The sequence below is a fragment of the Prevotella sp. genome, assembly GCF_036570325.1.
GTDB lineage: Bacteria > Bacteroidota > Bacteroidia > Bacteroidales > Bacteroidaceae > Prevotella.
The window spans coordinates 1-17450 of record NZ_DATCYK010000018.1; the positions used below are offsets into that span (position 1 = coordinate 1).

Consider the following 17450-nt stretch of genomic DNA (forward strand, 5'->3'; position numbering starts at 1 on the left):
GAACAGCGTTGCGCATAGTCTTTGCATAATATTTGTTATGCAGAGTCTTTGTCTTTGTCTGACGTATTCTCTTTAATGCAGATTTGTGATTTGCCATCTTTGTCTTTTACTTATCTTTATTGTTTGGTAGTCCCTAGCAGAGTCGAACTGCTCTTTAGAGAATGAAAATCTCTCGTCCTAACCGATAGACGAAGGGACCATGTGACTTATTTTAAGCGGGTGCAAAGTTATGGCTTTTTTTCTTACCCACCAAATTTTAATGGAAATATTTTTATGATAGACTGCTTTTTAGCTTGTTTTTGTGTATCTTTGCTACATTATGTTGGTAAAAACAAGGGCAATCGTTGTTGGAACGGTGAAATATGGCGATCGGAAAGTCATCGTTGATATGTTCACGGAGGCACGTGGAAGGCTTTCTTTCATCGCTTCCGTTTCGTCGTCGCCACAAGGTAGGCTGCGCAAACTTTATTTGCAACCGCTTACTTTGCTTGATTTGGAGTTTGATGATCGGGCCAACCATCGCCTGCTTACTATCCGAGAGCTCCACCCTTTTGCGCCTTACGTTTCGATGCAGACCCACATGGATAAGGTAGCTATCTGCATGTTCTTGGCCGAATTTATCAATTACGCCACGCGGGGAGAGCAAGACAACCGCCCACTTTTCGATTATATCGTGCGCAGTTTGCAGTGGTTGGATGGGCGTGAGGACCGTTATGCCAACTTCCATTTGGTGTTTATGCTTCGTTTTTCCATGTTCGTGGGCTTCTTTCCCAATCTCGACGACTATGCCGAAGGTGATTATTTCGACCTTCGGGAAAGCTCTTTCGAGTCGTTGCCACCGCTCCATGGCGACTATCTTGGCCCTGCCGAGGCAGCCCGATTGCAGCAAGCCATGCGCATGACGTATGAAAACATGCACCTTTTTCGCATGTCACACGATTATCGCAATTGGTTTTTGGAAATGATCCTAAAGTACTATCAACTCCATATTCCCGATTTCCCACCCCTCAAGAGCATTGACGTGCTCAAGGAATTGTTTGCTTAACAGCCTCGATATGGGTAGTAAACAATCGCCCGTAAAATTTCTTTCCATATATCCTTAGATGGCTATAAACATATAGGTAGACCTATCTCTCCAAACGAGAATAGACCTACCTATATATTATAAGGTGTAAAAAGGATAGCTATTGCTTTTATTTCGTGAATCGATAGATGAGGGTAAAGCCTCGCTTCATCAAGTCGCCCGATGAGTAAACGTCTACTTTTCGGGCTTCATATACCCGTGTGAGGAAATCCTTTGGCTCATATTGGTACACACGCATTTCGAGCGTCTTGCCCTTATCCAGCAATCTAAAGTCTATCAAGGCCTCACGTTCTTTTGTCTCGGTGGCACTGAAGAACAAATTGACTTTCGACGCTTTTAAGGTCAATACATTGTCTACCTCCGGCGTGTTGTAGTTTGTTTCCCACAATTTGTCAACCCCCTCGCCGCTGTAAGATAAGGTGGCAGGACGCAGGTAGCGGCTTAAATCACCCTTGAGCTTAGAAACATCGAGCGTCAAAGTCCCATCGCCGGCCGTCGTCAGCACGATTTGGTCACCCTGACCGATATTCTTCGGCAAGTTATTGGCGTCTTCCTCGTCTTTGATCAGCTCGGCCGCAGCCCGTATGGCAGCCTCGTTCGACAGACTCTTGCAGCGCCACGTACCGGCCAAAAGCTTCAAATCAGTAGGCCCGGCCAGCGTTATGACAGTCCGATTTTGTGCACCGGCGTTGAAATAACGGCTGTCGGCCAACCTTAAAACTATCTTGTCATGACCTGCCTCACGTTTAAGCAGGCGAATCTTGGCCTTGGCCACGGAGCTTGATTTGGCCGTCGTGAGCACGCTCTTGCCATCGACAAACTCGAAATGCTTGCCCAATTGGGCCGTCGAAGTAGGCGCCACCTCTACCGGAACCTCCACTTCCTGCAACGAAGAAGTGTATTTCTTAGAACCTTGATAGAGCGTCATGGAGACTTCCACCTCCGTTTTCAGCTCATATTCCGTGGCGTCAAACGTGGCTGTGAGCACGGGGCGGGCCGCTATGGGCACACGGGTGGTCCTATAAAGACCAAACGCATAGCCTTGCGGAACGTCGTTGAGCGTCATCAAAAGTTGGCGACCGGTACTGACACTGCCTAACGAACTCACTTCCACCGTGGCCGATTTCTCGCCTCGGGGAATATGAAACGCATGCTCGGCCACGCTATAATCCTCGCCTTCTACGGCCGTTCCGCTCAGTGAAAAGCCCACGTTAAGGTCGCTCTCGGCCGCTTTGGTGAGTGCGATGGTGACCGATGTCTTGTCTTGAGAGGGCAAGAAAAACGCCGCTTGCGTGAAAGAAATCGACCGTTCGGCCACAGCCGGCAGGTCAGCGTCGGTCGAGCACGACAGCCAACTTACGCAGCAGGCCAACAGCGACGCTTGAATGATATGGAGTTTTATTTTCATTTTAAGTGCGATTGATGGTTTATAACACATAGAACAGCCCATGGCTTATTTTCCATAGGCCGCCACGGCCTCGTCGTGGGCTTTTTGTTGGGCGCTGATGGCGTCACGTTCGTCGTCAGTAAGGGCCGGAGTTACCGGGGCCGAAATGGCCTCGTCGGCTATCGTCAGCACTTCGGGCGTCAGTTCGTCGCTGTCGCCACATGCGCTCAGCAGGCTCGTGCCGAAGGCCAAAAGACCTATGAGGAGAAAAGAATATCTTGTCATTTTCATTGTTGTTTTTAATCGTTCAACTTAGGATAACCCGGGTTTTGCTCAAGCAATGGGTTGGTATGGAGGTCGGCAAACGACACGGGATAGGTGTAGAGGTAGTGCAATGTTTCGTATTTCACGCCATTGTAGCCCACCCAAAATTCGGGACCGCCGTTGCGTTTCAGCTCAAACCATCGGTCGCCTTCCATGTAAAGCTCCTTCCGTCGTTCGTTCAGTATGGCCTGCATGAGGGGTGTCAACGGCTTGCCCGTGCAGTCTTGCTTGATGAGCGAGCCCGTATCTACGGCGGGAAGGTCGGCCTCCGTCAGGTTGGTATGGCCCTCGATACGCTTTTGGCGCAGGCTGTTGAGATAGCCCAAAGCCTCGGTCGTGTGGCCCAAATGCGCATGGCTCTCCGCCAAGATGAGGCACATTTCGGCCGAACGGATATACATGTGAATACCTTTGGTGTTGAGAAGTTTCTTGTCGAAGAAGAACGTATAACGAATGTCACGCTTCTTTTCGGCGAACAGTTTTACGAGATCGGTGGCCACGGGGCGGTTCTTCGACTGTGTAAGTACGTTCTTGTACGTGGTCGTTGCGCCCGTGATGAACGACCGAAGCATTACGTTGCCCAGTTTCTCGGTCGTGGCTTGCATCATGTTTTTATACTCCTCGCCGCTGATCAGTGGATAGTGGTCCAATAAGTATTGAGCCTCGGCGATGGCCTTGTCCCACTGCTGCGTCCAAAAATAGGTGCGGGCCAAGTATGCCCGGGCCACATCGGCCGTGAAACGGTAGGTATCATCGGTTATCCCCATGCTGATAGCTTGCCGCAGGTCGCGCTCTATGAAGGCGGCCGTTTGGGCCAATGAGGCTCTGGCCGGCCTGCCCTCAATGTCGAATTGGTCAACGAGCGGTAGCCCGAGGGTCTGCTCTGACCGCCCGTTTTCGTAGGCTTCGCACAGCTCACGCATCATCATGAAGTACAGCGCGCCTCGCATCGTGAGGCAGGCCGCCACGATTTTGCGTCCTTTTTCCGAGTCTTGATTGGGCATGTCGCCAAGAATGATGTTTAAATCCTTTATCCGGCTGTACATGTTTTTCATCCTATATTGGTTTCCACCCAAGTCATCGCCCACGTAGAAAGGCGTGTAAGCCGAGCTTGTTTTGGTGCTCAGGCTGGCATTGAGGTTATCCGAATAACACTCATACTTCAGTATTTGCTTCGGACTATAGAAGTATTGGTCGTCGTTTCCGTCGAAAGTACGTAGCTGATTGGCCAGCAGTTGCTCGTAATCGTCGATGGTCTCGGGTAGTTTTTGCCCGTAAGTCTTCACGTCCAGATAGCTGTCACACGACACGAGGGCCGGAGTCGACAGCGCAAGAGCGAAGAGCAGACCGTATATTTTGCTTGTTTTCATTGCTTTATCGTTAGAATCCTACACTCATATTGACCGATATGCTGCGGGTGGTAGGGTAAACCGCCCCCGGGTTTTCGGGGTCAAGACCGGTATAGTTGGTGAAAGTGAAGAAGTTATTGAGCGTCAGCGAGCATGTGGCCGACGACATGCCGATGCGTGCCATCTGCTTGGCGGGCAGCGAGTAGGCCAGCGTTATATCGCGAATCTTGAGGTAGTTTACCTTCTCCAAGAACGTTCCCGCCACGATACTGGCGCTGTTGCTTTGGGTGGGATACAAGGCGTCGAGGCCCAATTTGTCGCCCAAGGCGTCGACGATGCGCGGATATTTCGTGCCCGTGGCATGGTCGGCGGTCCATCGGTTGGGCATATCCTTGCTCACGTTGAGGTGGTTTCGGTACAAATCGCTGTACTCCGTCTGGGGTACTTCGTTATATTTGGTCGACACGTTGCGGTACCCTGCCGGCGAACTTATGAGGTTGCTGATGAGTCCTCCCCAAGAGAACGACCCGCTGACGTGGAGCGACAATCGCTTGTAACGGGCGTTTACGTGGAGTCCACCCGTATAAGGCGCGTTGGCGGTGCCCCGATAATAGCGGTAGTTATTGGTCAAACGGAGGTCTGATAGGGTAGAGATATGGGCGTCGGGGCGCAGTTGGTACACGTAAACACCCGTGTAGGGGTCAATGCCGATGGCCTTTCCTTGGAATACCGAGGCCACGGGATAGCCCACATAGCGGCCATCGCTGATACCGCCCGTCGATGAACGAAACTTTGAAAGATAGTTTCTGTTCCACGCCATGTTGGCTCCCAAGCCTATTTCCCAGTCGCGGGTAAGCAGCGGTTTGCCACTCACGGTCAGCTCCACGCCCTTGTTTACGATGTCCGAGGCGTTGTACTTGATAGAGCTGAAGCCCGTGGTCGATACGATGGCCGAGGTAGATATGACGTCGGTACTCTTGCGGTAATAGGCGTCGAGGAGCACGGTGAGCCTGTCGTTGAGCAGTCCCAAGTCGATGGAAACCTTGGCGTCTTTCGTCTTTTCCCACCTAAGTCGGGGGTTGGGAGCCGTCTTTATGGTGGCCGTATTGATGTTGTTCCACGACGTATTGCCTATTTTCAAGACCAACTTCTTATCCACTCCCTGCACCACATTGCCCGTAAAACCGCCCGAGGCGCGCACGATGAGCCTCGAAACCACCTTGCGCAAGGGGCTCATGAAGCGTTCCTTGTCGACATGCCAGCCCAATCCCACGGAGTAAGTAGGGTTAAACTGCTCGTCGCTACCGAAGTTATTGGAGCCATCGGTGCGGAAAGAAAGATTGAGCATGTAGCGATTGAGGAGCATATAGTCGGCCGCCAAGTAGAACGAAGCGTAGCGATTGTCGCGCAAGGTGCGGCCGCTGAGGTTCTCGAGCAGGCTCTTGTAAAGCTCGGAGTCGTCCTTCGAGGGATTAGGATTCACGGGCCAAACCACCGTTTGCGTATCTTTGTTGTAGCCATACTGCTTTGTATAGAAGCGCTCGGTGTGGTTTCCCCGTATCTCGGCGCCCGCATAAAGGGCTATGTCGTGAGCTTCGGCTATGAGCTTGTGGTAGTTTAGTTGCAGGCGGGCATTGTAACTGTCGCCCCGGGAGTTAGATTGGAGAATACTGCCGTAGGGCGTCCAGTTGAGCACTTGCTCATCAAACCACAGTCGATCGTTGAAAGCCGTGTAGGTATCGGCGCCTATCACCGTGTCGGAATTGTTGGAATCATGGCTGTATGAGGCCAAACCTTGGAGCTGGAAGCCGTCGAAAAGGTCGTAGGTAAGCCGCAGGTTGGTACCCAAGGTAGTCTTGTTGGCCTCCTTGCTCGTGTTTTCCAATTCGTGTAAAATGTTGAAACCATTGACCGGAAGCACCACGCCCGTCATGCCACCGTCGTTTACTCCCGCCAAGTTAAAGTAGGTCATGTCGGCCCGATAAGAGCCATCGGCATTGTAGGGGTGCTCGTAGGGGTTGGCAAAATAGGCATACTTAAACGGGTCAACGCTCGGATTGGGCTCCTCTGACTTCTCCTTTACGCCCCTCATTTCTATCTGAAGGCGCAGCTTGCGCATAGGTTTGATATTGAGCTTTAGGTTCATGTTGTAGCGGTTATAGCCCGATTGCCTCAACAGTCCGTTCTGTTTCGTGTAGCCCAAGGAGGCATAGTAGGTGGTCGTTTTCGACCCTCCCGACAGCGAAACGTGGTGGTTCATGGAGAAAGTATTGCGAAATATCTCGTCAAACCAGTTGGTGCTGTGGCCGGCCGCTTGCTTCAGATAAGCGTCTTGTTCGTCGATGGTCATGGCCTCGTAGCCATCCGACCCTTTCAGAAGCCCGTTCTTGCCCAGTCGTTCCGACCTTAGCATGCCGTAAAGGCCTACGACGGGCACGTGACTGCTGCCCTTGGCCATCCTATCGGCCGAAAACTCATTCCATAACTCCTTTTCCCAAGCCAGTTTCTCGGCAGTGTTCATGAGGTTGGCGTCGCGTTGCGGCTTGAGCTGACTTATCAAGTTGACCGAGTAATTCAGCTTCATTTTGCCGGCGGCGCCGCTCTTTGTGGTGATGACAATGACGCCCCCGGCTGCCCGTGAGCCATAGATGGCCGCCGCCGAGGCGTCCTTCAGTATGGTAACATTGTCAATATCGTTGGGGTTAATGCCGCTAATGCCGTGTACGAACAGGTCGTTGAAGTTGCCGGCCTTGATGTCTGTGTTGGAGATGGCGGGCAAATCGTCCTGCAAAGGCACGCCATCCACTATCCAAAGAGGCTCCGCGCTGCCCTCCATGGTGTTGGTTCCGCGAATACGAACCTTGGAAGAGCCGCCCGGTTGGCCACCATTGGTAACGGCAACGCCGGCCACCAAGCCCTGCAAAAGGTTATCCACGGTGGTGGGTACTTTGTGATTGAAGTCCTTGCCGGTAAGTACGGCCACGGAGCCGGCCATGTTTTGCTTGCTCAAAGTACGATAACCCGTCACCACAACGTCCTGAAGTTGGGTGGCGGCGTCGCGCAATGTGATGACAAGGTCGGCGGAATGGGGCTTCGCCATGACGTGTTCGGGCTCCATACCTATATAAGTTACGAGCAGCCTTACGGGCCGTTCGCGTCCTTCGAGGCGCAGTGTGAATTTACCATCAACGTCGGTTACGGTTTTTGTTCGTCCTTTTTCTACCTCTACCGTGGCACCAATCACCGGTTCGCCACCGGCAAAGATCACGCTGCCTCGCACTTGGAAACCGTGCGGGCCTTGCGCCATGGCCGTTTGAAGGGCGAGAAAAAGAAGAACAAGCGCCATGCCGAGGAGCCGCAAGGCTGCCGGATGGCGGGGGTTGGATAAAAGCTTCATGTCTGTTAATCTCTATAAAATAAATAGTTTCAGAGGAAGGCTAAACGCTTCGTTCTGAAGAGATTACAAAATTAACAGACGAAAAGAGAAGTTACAATACCTAAAAATAATGAAATCAGAGCGGCGTTTTCTCGGGGTGGAGATGGGCGTAGAGTTGGCTCATGATGGCTGCGGCAAACGCTCCGTCATAGCCTACGGGCAGGCGGAGGGTGGCGTCCTCGGTGAAAATGAGTACTTGGTATTCGTCTACGGTGTACGGAGTGGCGCCGTTAACGTAGCTGATGTCGCGAATGGCGGCGTAGGGATAAACCTCGCCCCGGATAACCATGAGCCGCTCGGTATCGTAAAGCAAGATGGTGCCTGCGGGCTCGTTGGCCTGCGTGGCGTTGAGAACGACTATGTCGTCGGGCGCTCCCAATCGGGCCGTGGCCTCTTCCAAGGTGGCGAACAGCTGGCGGTCGGCGGTGGTGTTTTGGGCCTTTCGCTCCTTCCATTTCCAAGCGTAATGGGCCGCCGGCAGCACAAGCAACAACAGCAATAGCGTCAGCGAGTCGGTCAGTAGCAAGGCTATGGCGACGAGGATGGTGATGATGGGATATTTATACATAGGCTTCTCCTTTCTTATCGTGTAGCGTGGGGTTTGCGAAAGTGGCCCTTCGACCGTGTGAAAGCAGCCCTTTCATCGTCCCGAAGCAGCCCTTTGACGGGGTGAAAGGCCTGCTTTGGGAAAAGCGTCGTGGGCCCCTTTGAAAGCAAAGATATAAAAAAAGATTGGTTCTTTCGTACCACCTATTATATTTTTGATTATTTTTGCCTTATCTACATCAGTCACTAACCTTTTAAATCTGCCATCTGCCTATGTTTAAAAACTATCTTATACCGGTTTTGTTGACGGCGTTGCCTTGCGCCATGTCGGCCCAATCGCCCTCACGAAAGGACTCCACGGCCCTGAAAATAGGCTATACCCACGGTTTGCCCAACCTCGTTACGGGCTCTGTCGACCAAGTTACGGAGGCACGGATGAACAAAGGTTTGGTGACCAATTCGCTGAGTGCGTTGAGCGGTCAGGCCGCCGGCGTGAGCGTATCGTCCAATCCCAATCAGGAAGCTATGCTCAATGCGGTGCGCGTTCGCGGCACAACATCGCTCACGGGAGGCAACGATCCGCTCGTCATCATTGACGGCGTATCGGCCGATTTACCAACGTTGAGCACCATTTATCCCGCCGACATCGAGAGCTTTACCATCCTTAAGGACGCCTCGGAGACGGCCCAATACGGCTCGCGCGGCGCTTCGGGCGTCATAGAGGTGACCACCAAGAAGGGCAGAGGTGAGAAGTTTCATATCAGCTACGACGGTAACATGGGATGGGAGTCGGTATATAAGCGTATCAATATGCTGTCGGGACCCGAGTTTCGTGAAGCGGCGGCGCGCCACGGTTTGAAGATTATCGACAAACGGGGCGATACTGACTTCCGAAAGGCCATCGAGCGCACGGGATTTGTGCAGAATCATCACGTAGCTTTCGGCGGGGGAACCGATGAAAACAACTATCGTGCCTCCATAGGTATCATGGATCACAAGATGGTTGTCAAGACCCACCGCTACCGTAACTACATAGCCAAGCTCGACATCAGCCAAAAGGCTTTCGACAATAGGCTGTCGGCAGATCTCGGAGTCTTTGGAAGTATTCAGAAAAACCAGCTCATTCCCTTCCCGTGGAAGCTATTTTACTCGGCCGCCACGTTTAATCCTACTTTCTCCGCGGCCCGCAACGACGCCGGCGGATGGGACCAAGTAACCGAGGCTTTGTGGATAAACAATCCGCAATCGCTGCTCCAAATGGATAACGATAAGGACGACGGGCATTTCAATGTGCACCTGCGCATGGGGTTAGACTTGGCCCCGGGGCTCACGATGAACGCCTTTGGGTCGTATTCTTACAACACGGGTAACCTGTCACATTACTATCCTACCTTCGTATGGTCGCACGGTGAGGCTTATCGGGGCGATGATAAGAGCGAGGAAACGCTGGCCAGTTTGTCGGTAAACTATAACCATACGTGGGGCAATCATCGGCTGGAAATGCTCGGACTCTTTGAAACCCAGCACCAGATAGGTAAGGGATTTCATACGCAGGTGAGCAATTTTACGACCGACGCCTTTGGCTATCACAACTTGGCAGCGGGCGCCGTGCGCCTTTGGGAGGGCACGGGCTCGTATTATGAGGACGCCCACATGGAGTCGTTCTTGGCCCATGCGCAGTACGCTTTGGCCGATCGCTACATACTGACGCTCAACGCCCGTGCCGACGGATCGTCGAAAGTAGGGCGCAACAATAGGTGGGGCTTCTTCCCATCGGTGTCGGGTGCGTGGGTTATCGATAAGGAACCGTGGATGGAAACCTTTAGTAAGAGCGGCAAAATGAAGCTCCGTATGGGCTACGGAGTGTCGGGAAACTTGGGTGGAATTGACGCTTATATCTCGCAACAGTCGGTCATGCCCAACGGCATAGTGTCGGTAAACGGCGCTCCAACGACCACGTTGGGCATAGTACGCAATGCCAATCCCGACCTGAAATGGGAGATAAAGCGCACCTTCAACGTAGGTTTGGACCTCAGCTTTTGGCATAACAGAGTGGTGCTTACGGCCGATTACTACGCTTCGCGCACGAGCGATATGTTGTATCTTTACGATGTCAGCGTGCCACCGTTTATCTATGACAAGCTCTTGGCTAACCTCGGATCGATGAAAAACAGCGGTTTGGAGATAGGATTTGGCATAACTCCCCTGCGAACAAAGGACATGGAGCTGAGCGTTAACATGAATATGGCCTTTGAACGCAACCGCCTTATCTCGCTCAATGGCTATTTTAACGGCGAGTATCTTACCACTCCGGATATTAAGGGCATAGGTTCGCTCGGCGGAGCAGGCTTCCATGGGTCGAGCGATGCGGTCTTTCAGATGGTGGGACAGCCCCTTGGCGTGTTCTATCTGCCCCATTGCAAGGGCCTCATACAGCAGTCCGACGGCAGTTACAGCTACGATGTGACCGAGGAGAAGTATGTTTGCGGGCAGGCCACTCCCAAGGCCACGTTGGGCTCGAACATCGCTTTCAGGTATCGGGCGTTCGACATTACCTTGCAGGCCAATGGCGCTTTCGGCCATAAAATATACAATGGCACGGCCCTTTCCTACATGAATATGTTGTCATTACCTAATTATAATGTAATGAAAGACGCGCCTCGACAGAATATTCAGGACCAAACCATCAGCGATTATTGGCTTGAGAGGGGCGATTATCTTAACATTGACTATGTAACATTGGGCTGGACGGTGCCCGTAAGGTCGGCTTACATTCGCAATCTGCGGCTCTCTTTGTCGGTCAATAACTTGGCTACGATTACCGGTTACAGCGGACTTACGCCGATGATCAACTCTTCTGTGGTAGACCAGACGCTGGGTTTGGACGACAAGCGCAGCTATCCCGTTTACCGATCGTACACCTTCGGCCTTAGTATTCAATTCTAATTACAGTCTTATCATGAAACAATATATTTATGTTAGTATGCTTGTGGCACTGTTGGCGTCGTGCTCTCTCGACGAACATCCCAAGAATCAGATTCCCGAAAGTGAGGCTTACGTCACGGCAGACCAGCTTTATCAGAACACGGTGGCCACGCTCTATAATTATATAGGTGGGCATGAGGACGGCCAAGGGTTGCAAGGTACCTGTCGCGGAGTGTACGATTTAAACACCTTTGGCAGCGATGAGGCCATGCTGCCCACCCGTGGCGGCGACTGGTATGATGGCGGATTGTGGCAGAGTATGTACCGTCATGACTGGGGAGCGGGCCACGATCTCTGTAAAAACGCGTGGCTTTATCTGTATAAGGTCATCACGCTTTGCAATCGTTCGCTCGAAACCTTGGAGGCCCGGCGCCAACTTCTCGACGACGAGAGGCTCAGGGCTTACAAGTCGGAAGTGCGTGCCTTTAGGGCCATATATTATTGGTATCTGATGGATTTGTTTGGTAATGTGCCGCTCATCACGTCGTCCGACGTTTCGATGAATCAGGTAACGCAGGAGAAACGCAGCGCTACTTTCGCCTTCATCGTCAAGGAATTGCAGGAAACAGTGCCGTGGTTAGCCGATGAGAACAGTGTGAAGCCGGGCGATTATTACGGTCGTGTGACCCGTCCGGTGGCCTATTTTGTATTGGCAAAGCTCATGTTGAACGCTGAAGTTTACAACGATGACGATTGGACGGATGGCCGTCGACCCGATGGGAGTGGCATGACATTCCGTGTGGATGGCCGCGATTGCAATGCGTGGGAGGCTGCTGTGGCCTATTGCGATAAGCTCGATGGACCTTATAAGCTCATGCCTCATTACCGTGATAACTTCCTTGTACATAATGAAAGTTCCACGGAGAACATCTTTGTGATACCCATGGATAAGAATCTTTATGGCAATCAGCAGCAGAATCTCTATCGTTCTTACCACTATCGGCATGCCGCCGCCTATGGGTTTACGGCCGAAAACGGCTCTTGTGCCACGCTTCAGACGCTGCGGGTCTTTGGCTATGGCACGGCCGAGGAAGACCCTCGGTTTGATGAGAATTACTTTTCGGGTGAGCTGAGCGACCTCAACGGGCGTCCCATTACCGACCGTACGGGCAGCCGACTTACCTATTTCCCCGAGAAAGTGGCCCTCGATTTGAGTGGAAGTCCTTATGTAGAGACGGCCGGAGCACGCATGAGGAAGTATGAAATCGATAAGAATGCGCCCAAGGATGGCAAGCTCATGGATAATGATATAGTGCTGTTTCGCTTGGCCGATGTGCTCTTGATGCGTGCCGAAGCCCTTGTTAGAATGGGTCGGTCGGGGCAAGCCGACTTCGATAAGGTGCGTGGCAGGGCCGCCACATACCATCGGGAAGCTACCCTGCAGGCCATTTTGGATGAGCGATTATTGGAGTTGGCGTGGGAAGGATGGCGTCGGCAGGACCTCATCCGATACGGTATGTACCGCACACTCTACCAAGGTGATACGGCCATTGATGAGGCTGATGGCCATACTACGGTATATCCCATCCCCGCGGATGTCAAGGCCATGAACACAAAACTGGTGCAAAACAAAGGATATTGATAATTCTTAAGGTTTTTACACAATCCATTCCGGTTTTCAAATATATTGCTTATCTTTGCAGCATTACTGACTGTTGAAACACATAAGATTAACAATGAAAATAAACAAAGTCGTTTATGGGGCAGCCATCGTTATGGCCGCACTCTGTGTAACCTCCTGTAACAACAAGAAATTCCACGTCGTTGGCACTGCGACCGACGCCAAAGACTCTACTCTTTACCTTGAGAATATGAGCCTGAATGGCCCTCAAGTGGTTGACTCCGTTAAGCTCGGAGAGGACGGGAACTTTGAGTTTACTGAGAAAAGTATAGCCGATAACCCCGAGTTTTACCGCCTTAGAATAGCCAATCAGATTATCAATTTGAGCATAGACTCTACCGAAACGGTGAGCGTAAAGTTCGCTTATCCCACCATGGCAAGCAGCTATGAGGTGGCAGGATCGGAGAATTGCGCCAAGATAAAGGAGCTGGCACTCCTCCAACAAGGGCTTCAAACTAAGGTGAATGTCATCGCCGGCAATATGGCTTTGGGCGTTGACGCCGTGGAAGACAGCGTTACCAAGGTGTTGGAGGGTTATAAGGACATGGTAAAGCGTAACTATATATTCAAGGAACCCATGAAAGCTTATAGCTACTTTGCCCTCTTTCAGACCGTAGCTTTAGGAAATCAGCAGGCACTTATCTTCAATCCGCGCAGCAACGAGGCTGATATTAAGGTGTATGCGGCCGTCGCTACGAGCTGGGATACGTACTATCCCAATGCCGAACGTGGCAAAAACCTGCATAATATAGCCATTGAGGGCATGAAAGACATGCGTATCGTCAAGGCACAACAGCAGGAGAAGTACATCGATGCGGGCAAAGTACAGTCTGCAGGCATAATAGATATAGCGTTGAACGACAACAATGGCAATCTCAGAAAGCTGTCGCAACTGAAAGGAAAGGTGGTATTACTCGATTTCCACGCCTTTGCCACCGAGCGAAGTACCGAGCGTATCATGATGCTTCGTGGCCTTTACAACAAGTATCATGGGCAAGGTTTCGAGATATATCAGGTATCTGTCGATCCCAACGAGCACTTTTGGAAGACGCAGACCGCCGCTCTGCCATGGATAAACGTGCGTGATGAGAATGGCACTAACAGCCAATTGATGGCCAGTTACAATATACAGCGCATTCCAACTTACTTCCTTATCGACCGAAACAACACGCTTCAGAAGCGCGATGCGCAGGTAAAAGACCTTGAGGCAGAGCTGAAAGCGCTCTTATCTCGATGAAGCAATTGCCCCGATATTATTCTTTCGTGGAATAAAAGCATAAATAGCCGTGTGTCAACTACTATGTGGGGTTGATTCACGGCTTTACTCTTTTTTCTGAACAGTAACCTTAACTCATTGTTGAACGAACCTAATTATTAACAGTTTATGAAGCGACTATTCAGAAATATCAGTTTACTTACTGCCTTGTTGGCCATGCCTTTGTGGGTCAATGGCCAGTCATTGATTCCCCAACCCGTGTCGGTGAAAGGCCACGGACGGCTTGTCAAGATAGTAAAGGTCGACGCCAAGGTCGACAAATCGCTCCGCTTACCGGCCGAGGGCTACGAACTTAGGGTGAAAAACGGCAAGGCTGTCATCCGAGGAAAGGACGCCCAAGGCGTTATTTGGGGGCAAACGACGCTCCGACAGTTGCAAGATGAGCACGGACGGGCCCACGAAACCACCATCATTGACTATCCTGCATTTCCCATCCGCGGTTTTATGCACGACACGGGGCGCAACTTCCGCCCGGTGGAAATGCTGAAACAAGAGCTCGACCTCTTTTCTTTCTACAAACTCAACGTATTTCATTGGCACCTCACTGATAACCCCGCATGGCGCATAGAGTGCAAAGTTTACCCCCAATTAAACGACGCTCGCTTCCAGCGGAAAGGCCGTGACGAGGGCAAATACTACACTTATGACGAGATACGCGACGTTATAGCTTACGCGAAAGCCCGCGGTATCATGGTCATTCCCGAAATAGACATGCCCGGCCACAGCCAATATTTCAACAAAACCTTTGGCTTCGGCATGGCCACTCCGCAAGGAATGGAGGTTCTCCGTGCGTGTTTGAAGGAGTTTTTTCAGGAAATTCCACGCTCGATGTGCCCCTATATCCATATAGGTTCCGACGAAATACACATCAATAACCCCAAAGAATTTATCTCATTTTGTGAAACGATGGCCCAAGAAGCCGGTCGTGAGGTCATCGCATGGGACCCCGGACTGAAAGGCTCGTCGAAAATCATAGGTCAGGTGTGGGCCGATATGGAGACCAACAACGTTTCCCCGGACACTTACCCCACCCGTTATATCGACTCATACATGGGTTATCTCAATAAAAGCACCCCCATTCTGAACGTCAATCGCTACCTTCTCCATACGCCGTGTGGCGTAGCCAAGGCCACGGAAAAGGCCATGGGCGGCATACTTTGCCTATGGAATGATGTCAGGGTGGATGATAAGACGCTGTTGTTACACCATAACGGCATGCCCGAAGACCTTTTGCCATTTGCCGAAAGGTATTGGCGGGGCGGCAAAGCACCCGCTACCTCATCGAAAGACCTTATTCCCGACCCGTCCACCGAGGCTTGGAAAACCCTTCGGAGCTTTGAAACGAAGATGATATACCACCGCGATCGCTTCCTGAAAAAGTGGAACATGCGCTGGGTGGCCAACCTCTCGACGCATTGGAAGGTAACTTTGCCCCAGCGGCGGGGCACCTCCGTCGACGCCATGACGTGGGTTGACGCATGGGGAGGAGTAGTTGACATCATGGCATTGGCCAAGAAGCACGGCGTAACCATGCGCCCCACGATGGACGCTTGGATGAAAACAGAGATTCAAAGCGACCGTGATACCGTCATAAAAGCATGGGTTGGCTTTGAAACTGCGCCCCGTTCGTCGCGTATTTCCGACGGAATAGGCTATCAAAACGAGTGGGAAGCGCAGGGAAGGCTGTTTGTCAACGGTGTCGAAGTGCTGCCACCAGCGCCGTGGAAGGAGCCCGGACGCTATCGTTATCATTATCAAACGTGGCACCAAGCCCCCAACGAACTGCCCTACACCAACGAACAATTCTTTTGGATGCGCCAACCGGCCCTCATACCCCTCAAGGCCGGCCGCAACGAAGTGAAACTTTACTGCCCCCGAGTGTTCCCTCAAGAGTCGTGGCTGGTAGGATTCCTGCCGCTGACCGAGGACGCCTCGGGCCACGTAACGGAAGTAAAAGGTATAAAAATGGTGAGCGATTAACCCTCAAAAGGCCGATAGATAGCCGCCCGGTCAAGGATGGTCATCATGAAAATGATGAAACCTCATGAGGCCATCTTTGATTAATTATTATTAAAAAGCCGTTGGGGCATAAGTAGGCGGTCGGCAGATAATCATTTTATACATAATCGGTCATAGGACCGCCATGGCGCAGTCATCACGTCAAGTCCTATCCGCCATCGGGGCGATTCCGCCAGCCGATGTTTCAAAACTTCATGAATCATCAAATAAAAATCTAACTAATATCAACTAAAAGTCTATCAAGAATTATGAGAAAAGCGATTTTTTCCATTGCGCTCTGCCTTGCCTCGTTTGCTCAGGTGGCCGCACAGGAAGTGGCATTTAATTGGCCTTATCAGGTAAAAGATGGTACTATCGTGACCGAAGTGCCCACACGGCCGGCCGGACAGCAGTCGGCTTTAGGCTTGAAGGCGCCCAAACTGCCCGTGGTAAGGGTAGGTTTCGTAGGATTGGGAATGCGTGGTCCCGACGCCGTTTACCGCTGGACGCAAATCAACGGCACCGAAGTGAAGGCCTTATGTGACTACGAGGAGGCGCGGGCGCAGCGTTGTAACGACTATCTGCGCAAGGCCAGCATGCCCGCCGCTGATGTTTATAGCGGTGAGGAGGGCTATAAGAAGCTCTGCGAGCGCAAGGATATAGACATCGTTTATATCGCCACAGACTGGCTCCACCACTTTATTGTGGCCAAATATGCCTTGGAACACGGCAAGCATGTGGCCATCGAAGTGCCTTCGGCCATGAGTATGACCGAGATATGGACGCTCATCGATTTGGCCGAAACGAAGCGGTTGCATTGCATGATGCTCGAAAACTGCTGCTATGACTTCTTTGAACTCAACTCGCTTAACATGGCCCAACACGGCGTTTTCGGCGAGGTAATCTATGCTTCGGGCGCTTATCGTCACGATCTTTCCCCGTTCTGGGACGCTTATTGGAAGAAAAACGCCGACGATAAGTTGGGTTGGCGCCTCTATTATAACCAAAAGTTCCGCGGCGATGTCTACGCTACGCACGGCTTGGGGCCCATCGCTCAGGTGCTCAACATCCATCGTGGCGACCGTATGAAGACGCTTGTGGCCATGGATACCAAGTCGGTGAACGGCAAGATGTGGGTTGAGAAGCTCTCGGGAAAGGCCTGCAAGGACTTTGCCAACGGCGACCATACCGTGACACTCATCGGCACCGAGGAGGGCAGAATGATTGAAGTACACCACAACACCATGACTCCCCAGCCCTACAACCGCATGTATCAGCTCGTGGGAACACGTGGTTTTGCCAACAAATATCCCACTTCGGGCTACGCTTTGTCGGGCGACGACATGAAGAAAGCCGGCGTTACGCCGTCAGCCGACGACCTTTCGGGCCACAGCTACATGAAAGCGGCCGACCGCAAGGCCCTCGAGGCCAAGTACGAAAGCCC

Annotated in this window: 12 protein-coding genes; 6 read left to right on the forward strand and 6 right to left on the reverse strand. The window is 51.8% G+C overall.

The window, feature by feature from the left end; translation table 11 throughout:
* A partial coding sequence (gene rpsT, locus VIR50_RS01440) for a 30S ribosomal protein S20 (protein WP_331933381.1) occupies positions 1-97 on the reverse strand: 97 nt, incomplete at its 3' end.
* Between the two features lie 222 nt (positions 98-319).
* Here rpsT and recO point away from each other — a divergent pair.
* Positions 320-1045 (forward strand): DNA repair protein RecO, encoded by a 726-nt coding sequence (recO, locus tag VIR50_RS01445; RefSeq protein WP_331933370.1) that lies wholly within the window; start codon positions 320-322, stop codon positions 1043-1045.
* A 148-nt stretch (positions 1046-1193) separates the two neighbouring features.
* On the opposite strand, the gene VIR50_RS01450 is transcribed toward recO, so the two are convergent.
* The 5 genes from VIR50_RS01450 to VIR50_RS01470 form a co-directional block, all read right to left on the reverse strand.
* Entirely contained in the window at positions 1194-2492 is a 1299-nt protein-coding gene (locus VIR50_RS01450) for a hypothetical protein (RefSeq protein WP_331933371.1), read from the reverse strand.
* Positions 2493-2537: 45 nt separating this feature from the next.
* Positions 2538-2762 carry a hypothetical protein gene (locus VIR50_RS01455; protein WP_331933372.1) on the reverse strand — a complete coding sequence of 75 codons (225 nt, stop codon included), beginning with the start codon at positions 2760-2762 and terminating at the stop codon, positions 2538-2540.
* A gap of 8 nt (positions 2763-2770) precedes the next feature.
* A complete protein-coding gene (locus VIR50_RS01460) occupies positions 2771-4165 on the reverse strand; it encodes a RagB/SusD family nutrient uptake outer membrane protein (RefSeq protein ID WP_331933373.1) in 1395 nt (464 codons plus the stop codon).
* 10 nt (positions 4166-4175) lie between these two features.
* Positions 4176-7541, reverse strand: a complete 3366-nt coding sequence (locus VIR50_RS01465; protein ID WP_331933374.1) for a SusC/RagA family TonB-linked outer membrane protein — start codon at positions 7539-7541, stop codon at positions 4176-4178.
* A 115-nt stretch (positions 7542-7656) separates the two neighbouring features.
* Positions 7657-8148 (reverse strand): hypothetical protein, encoded by a 492-nt coding sequence (locus tag VIR50_RS01470; RefSeq protein ID WP_331933375.1) that lies wholly within the window; start codon positions 8146-8148, stop codon positions 7657-7659.
* Positions 8149-8399: 251 nt separating this feature from the next.
* Between VIR50_RS01470 and VIR50_RS01475 the strand changes: the two genes are divergently transcribed.
* The 5 genes from VIR50_RS01475 to VIR50_RS01495 form a co-directional block, all read left to right on the forward strand.
* On the forward strand, positions 8400-11072 hold the full coding sequence (locus VIR50_RS01475; RefSeq protein ID WP_331933376.1) for a SusC/RagA family TonB-linked outer membrane protein: 2673 nt from the start codon (positions 8400-8402) through the stop codon (positions 11070-11072).
* A 13-nt stretch (positions 11073-11085) separates the two neighbouring features.
* Entirely contained in the window at positions 11086-12693 is a 1608-nt protein-coding gene (locus VIR50_RS01480; RefSeq protein WP_331933377.1) for a RagB/SusD family nutrient uptake outer membrane protein, read from the forward strand.
* A 94-nt stretch (positions 12694-12787) separates the two neighbouring features.
* Entirely contained in the window at positions 12788-13969 is a 1182-nt protein-coding gene (locus VIR50_RS01485) for a TlpA disulfide reductase family protein (protein ID WP_331933378.1), read from the forward strand.
* Positions 13970-14116: 147 nt separating this feature from the next.
* Positions 14117-15988 (forward strand): family 20 glycosylhydrolase, encoded by a 1872-nt coding sequence (locus tag VIR50_RS01490; protein WP_331933379.1) that lies wholly within the window; start codon positions 14117-14119, stop codon positions 15986-15988.
* Positions 15989-16275: 287 nt separating this feature from the next.
* Positions 16276-17450, forward strand: a 1175-nt coding sequence (locus tag VIR50_RS01495) for a Gfo/Idh/MocA family protein (protein ID WP_331933380.1), incomplete at its 3' end; no start/stop codon positions are given.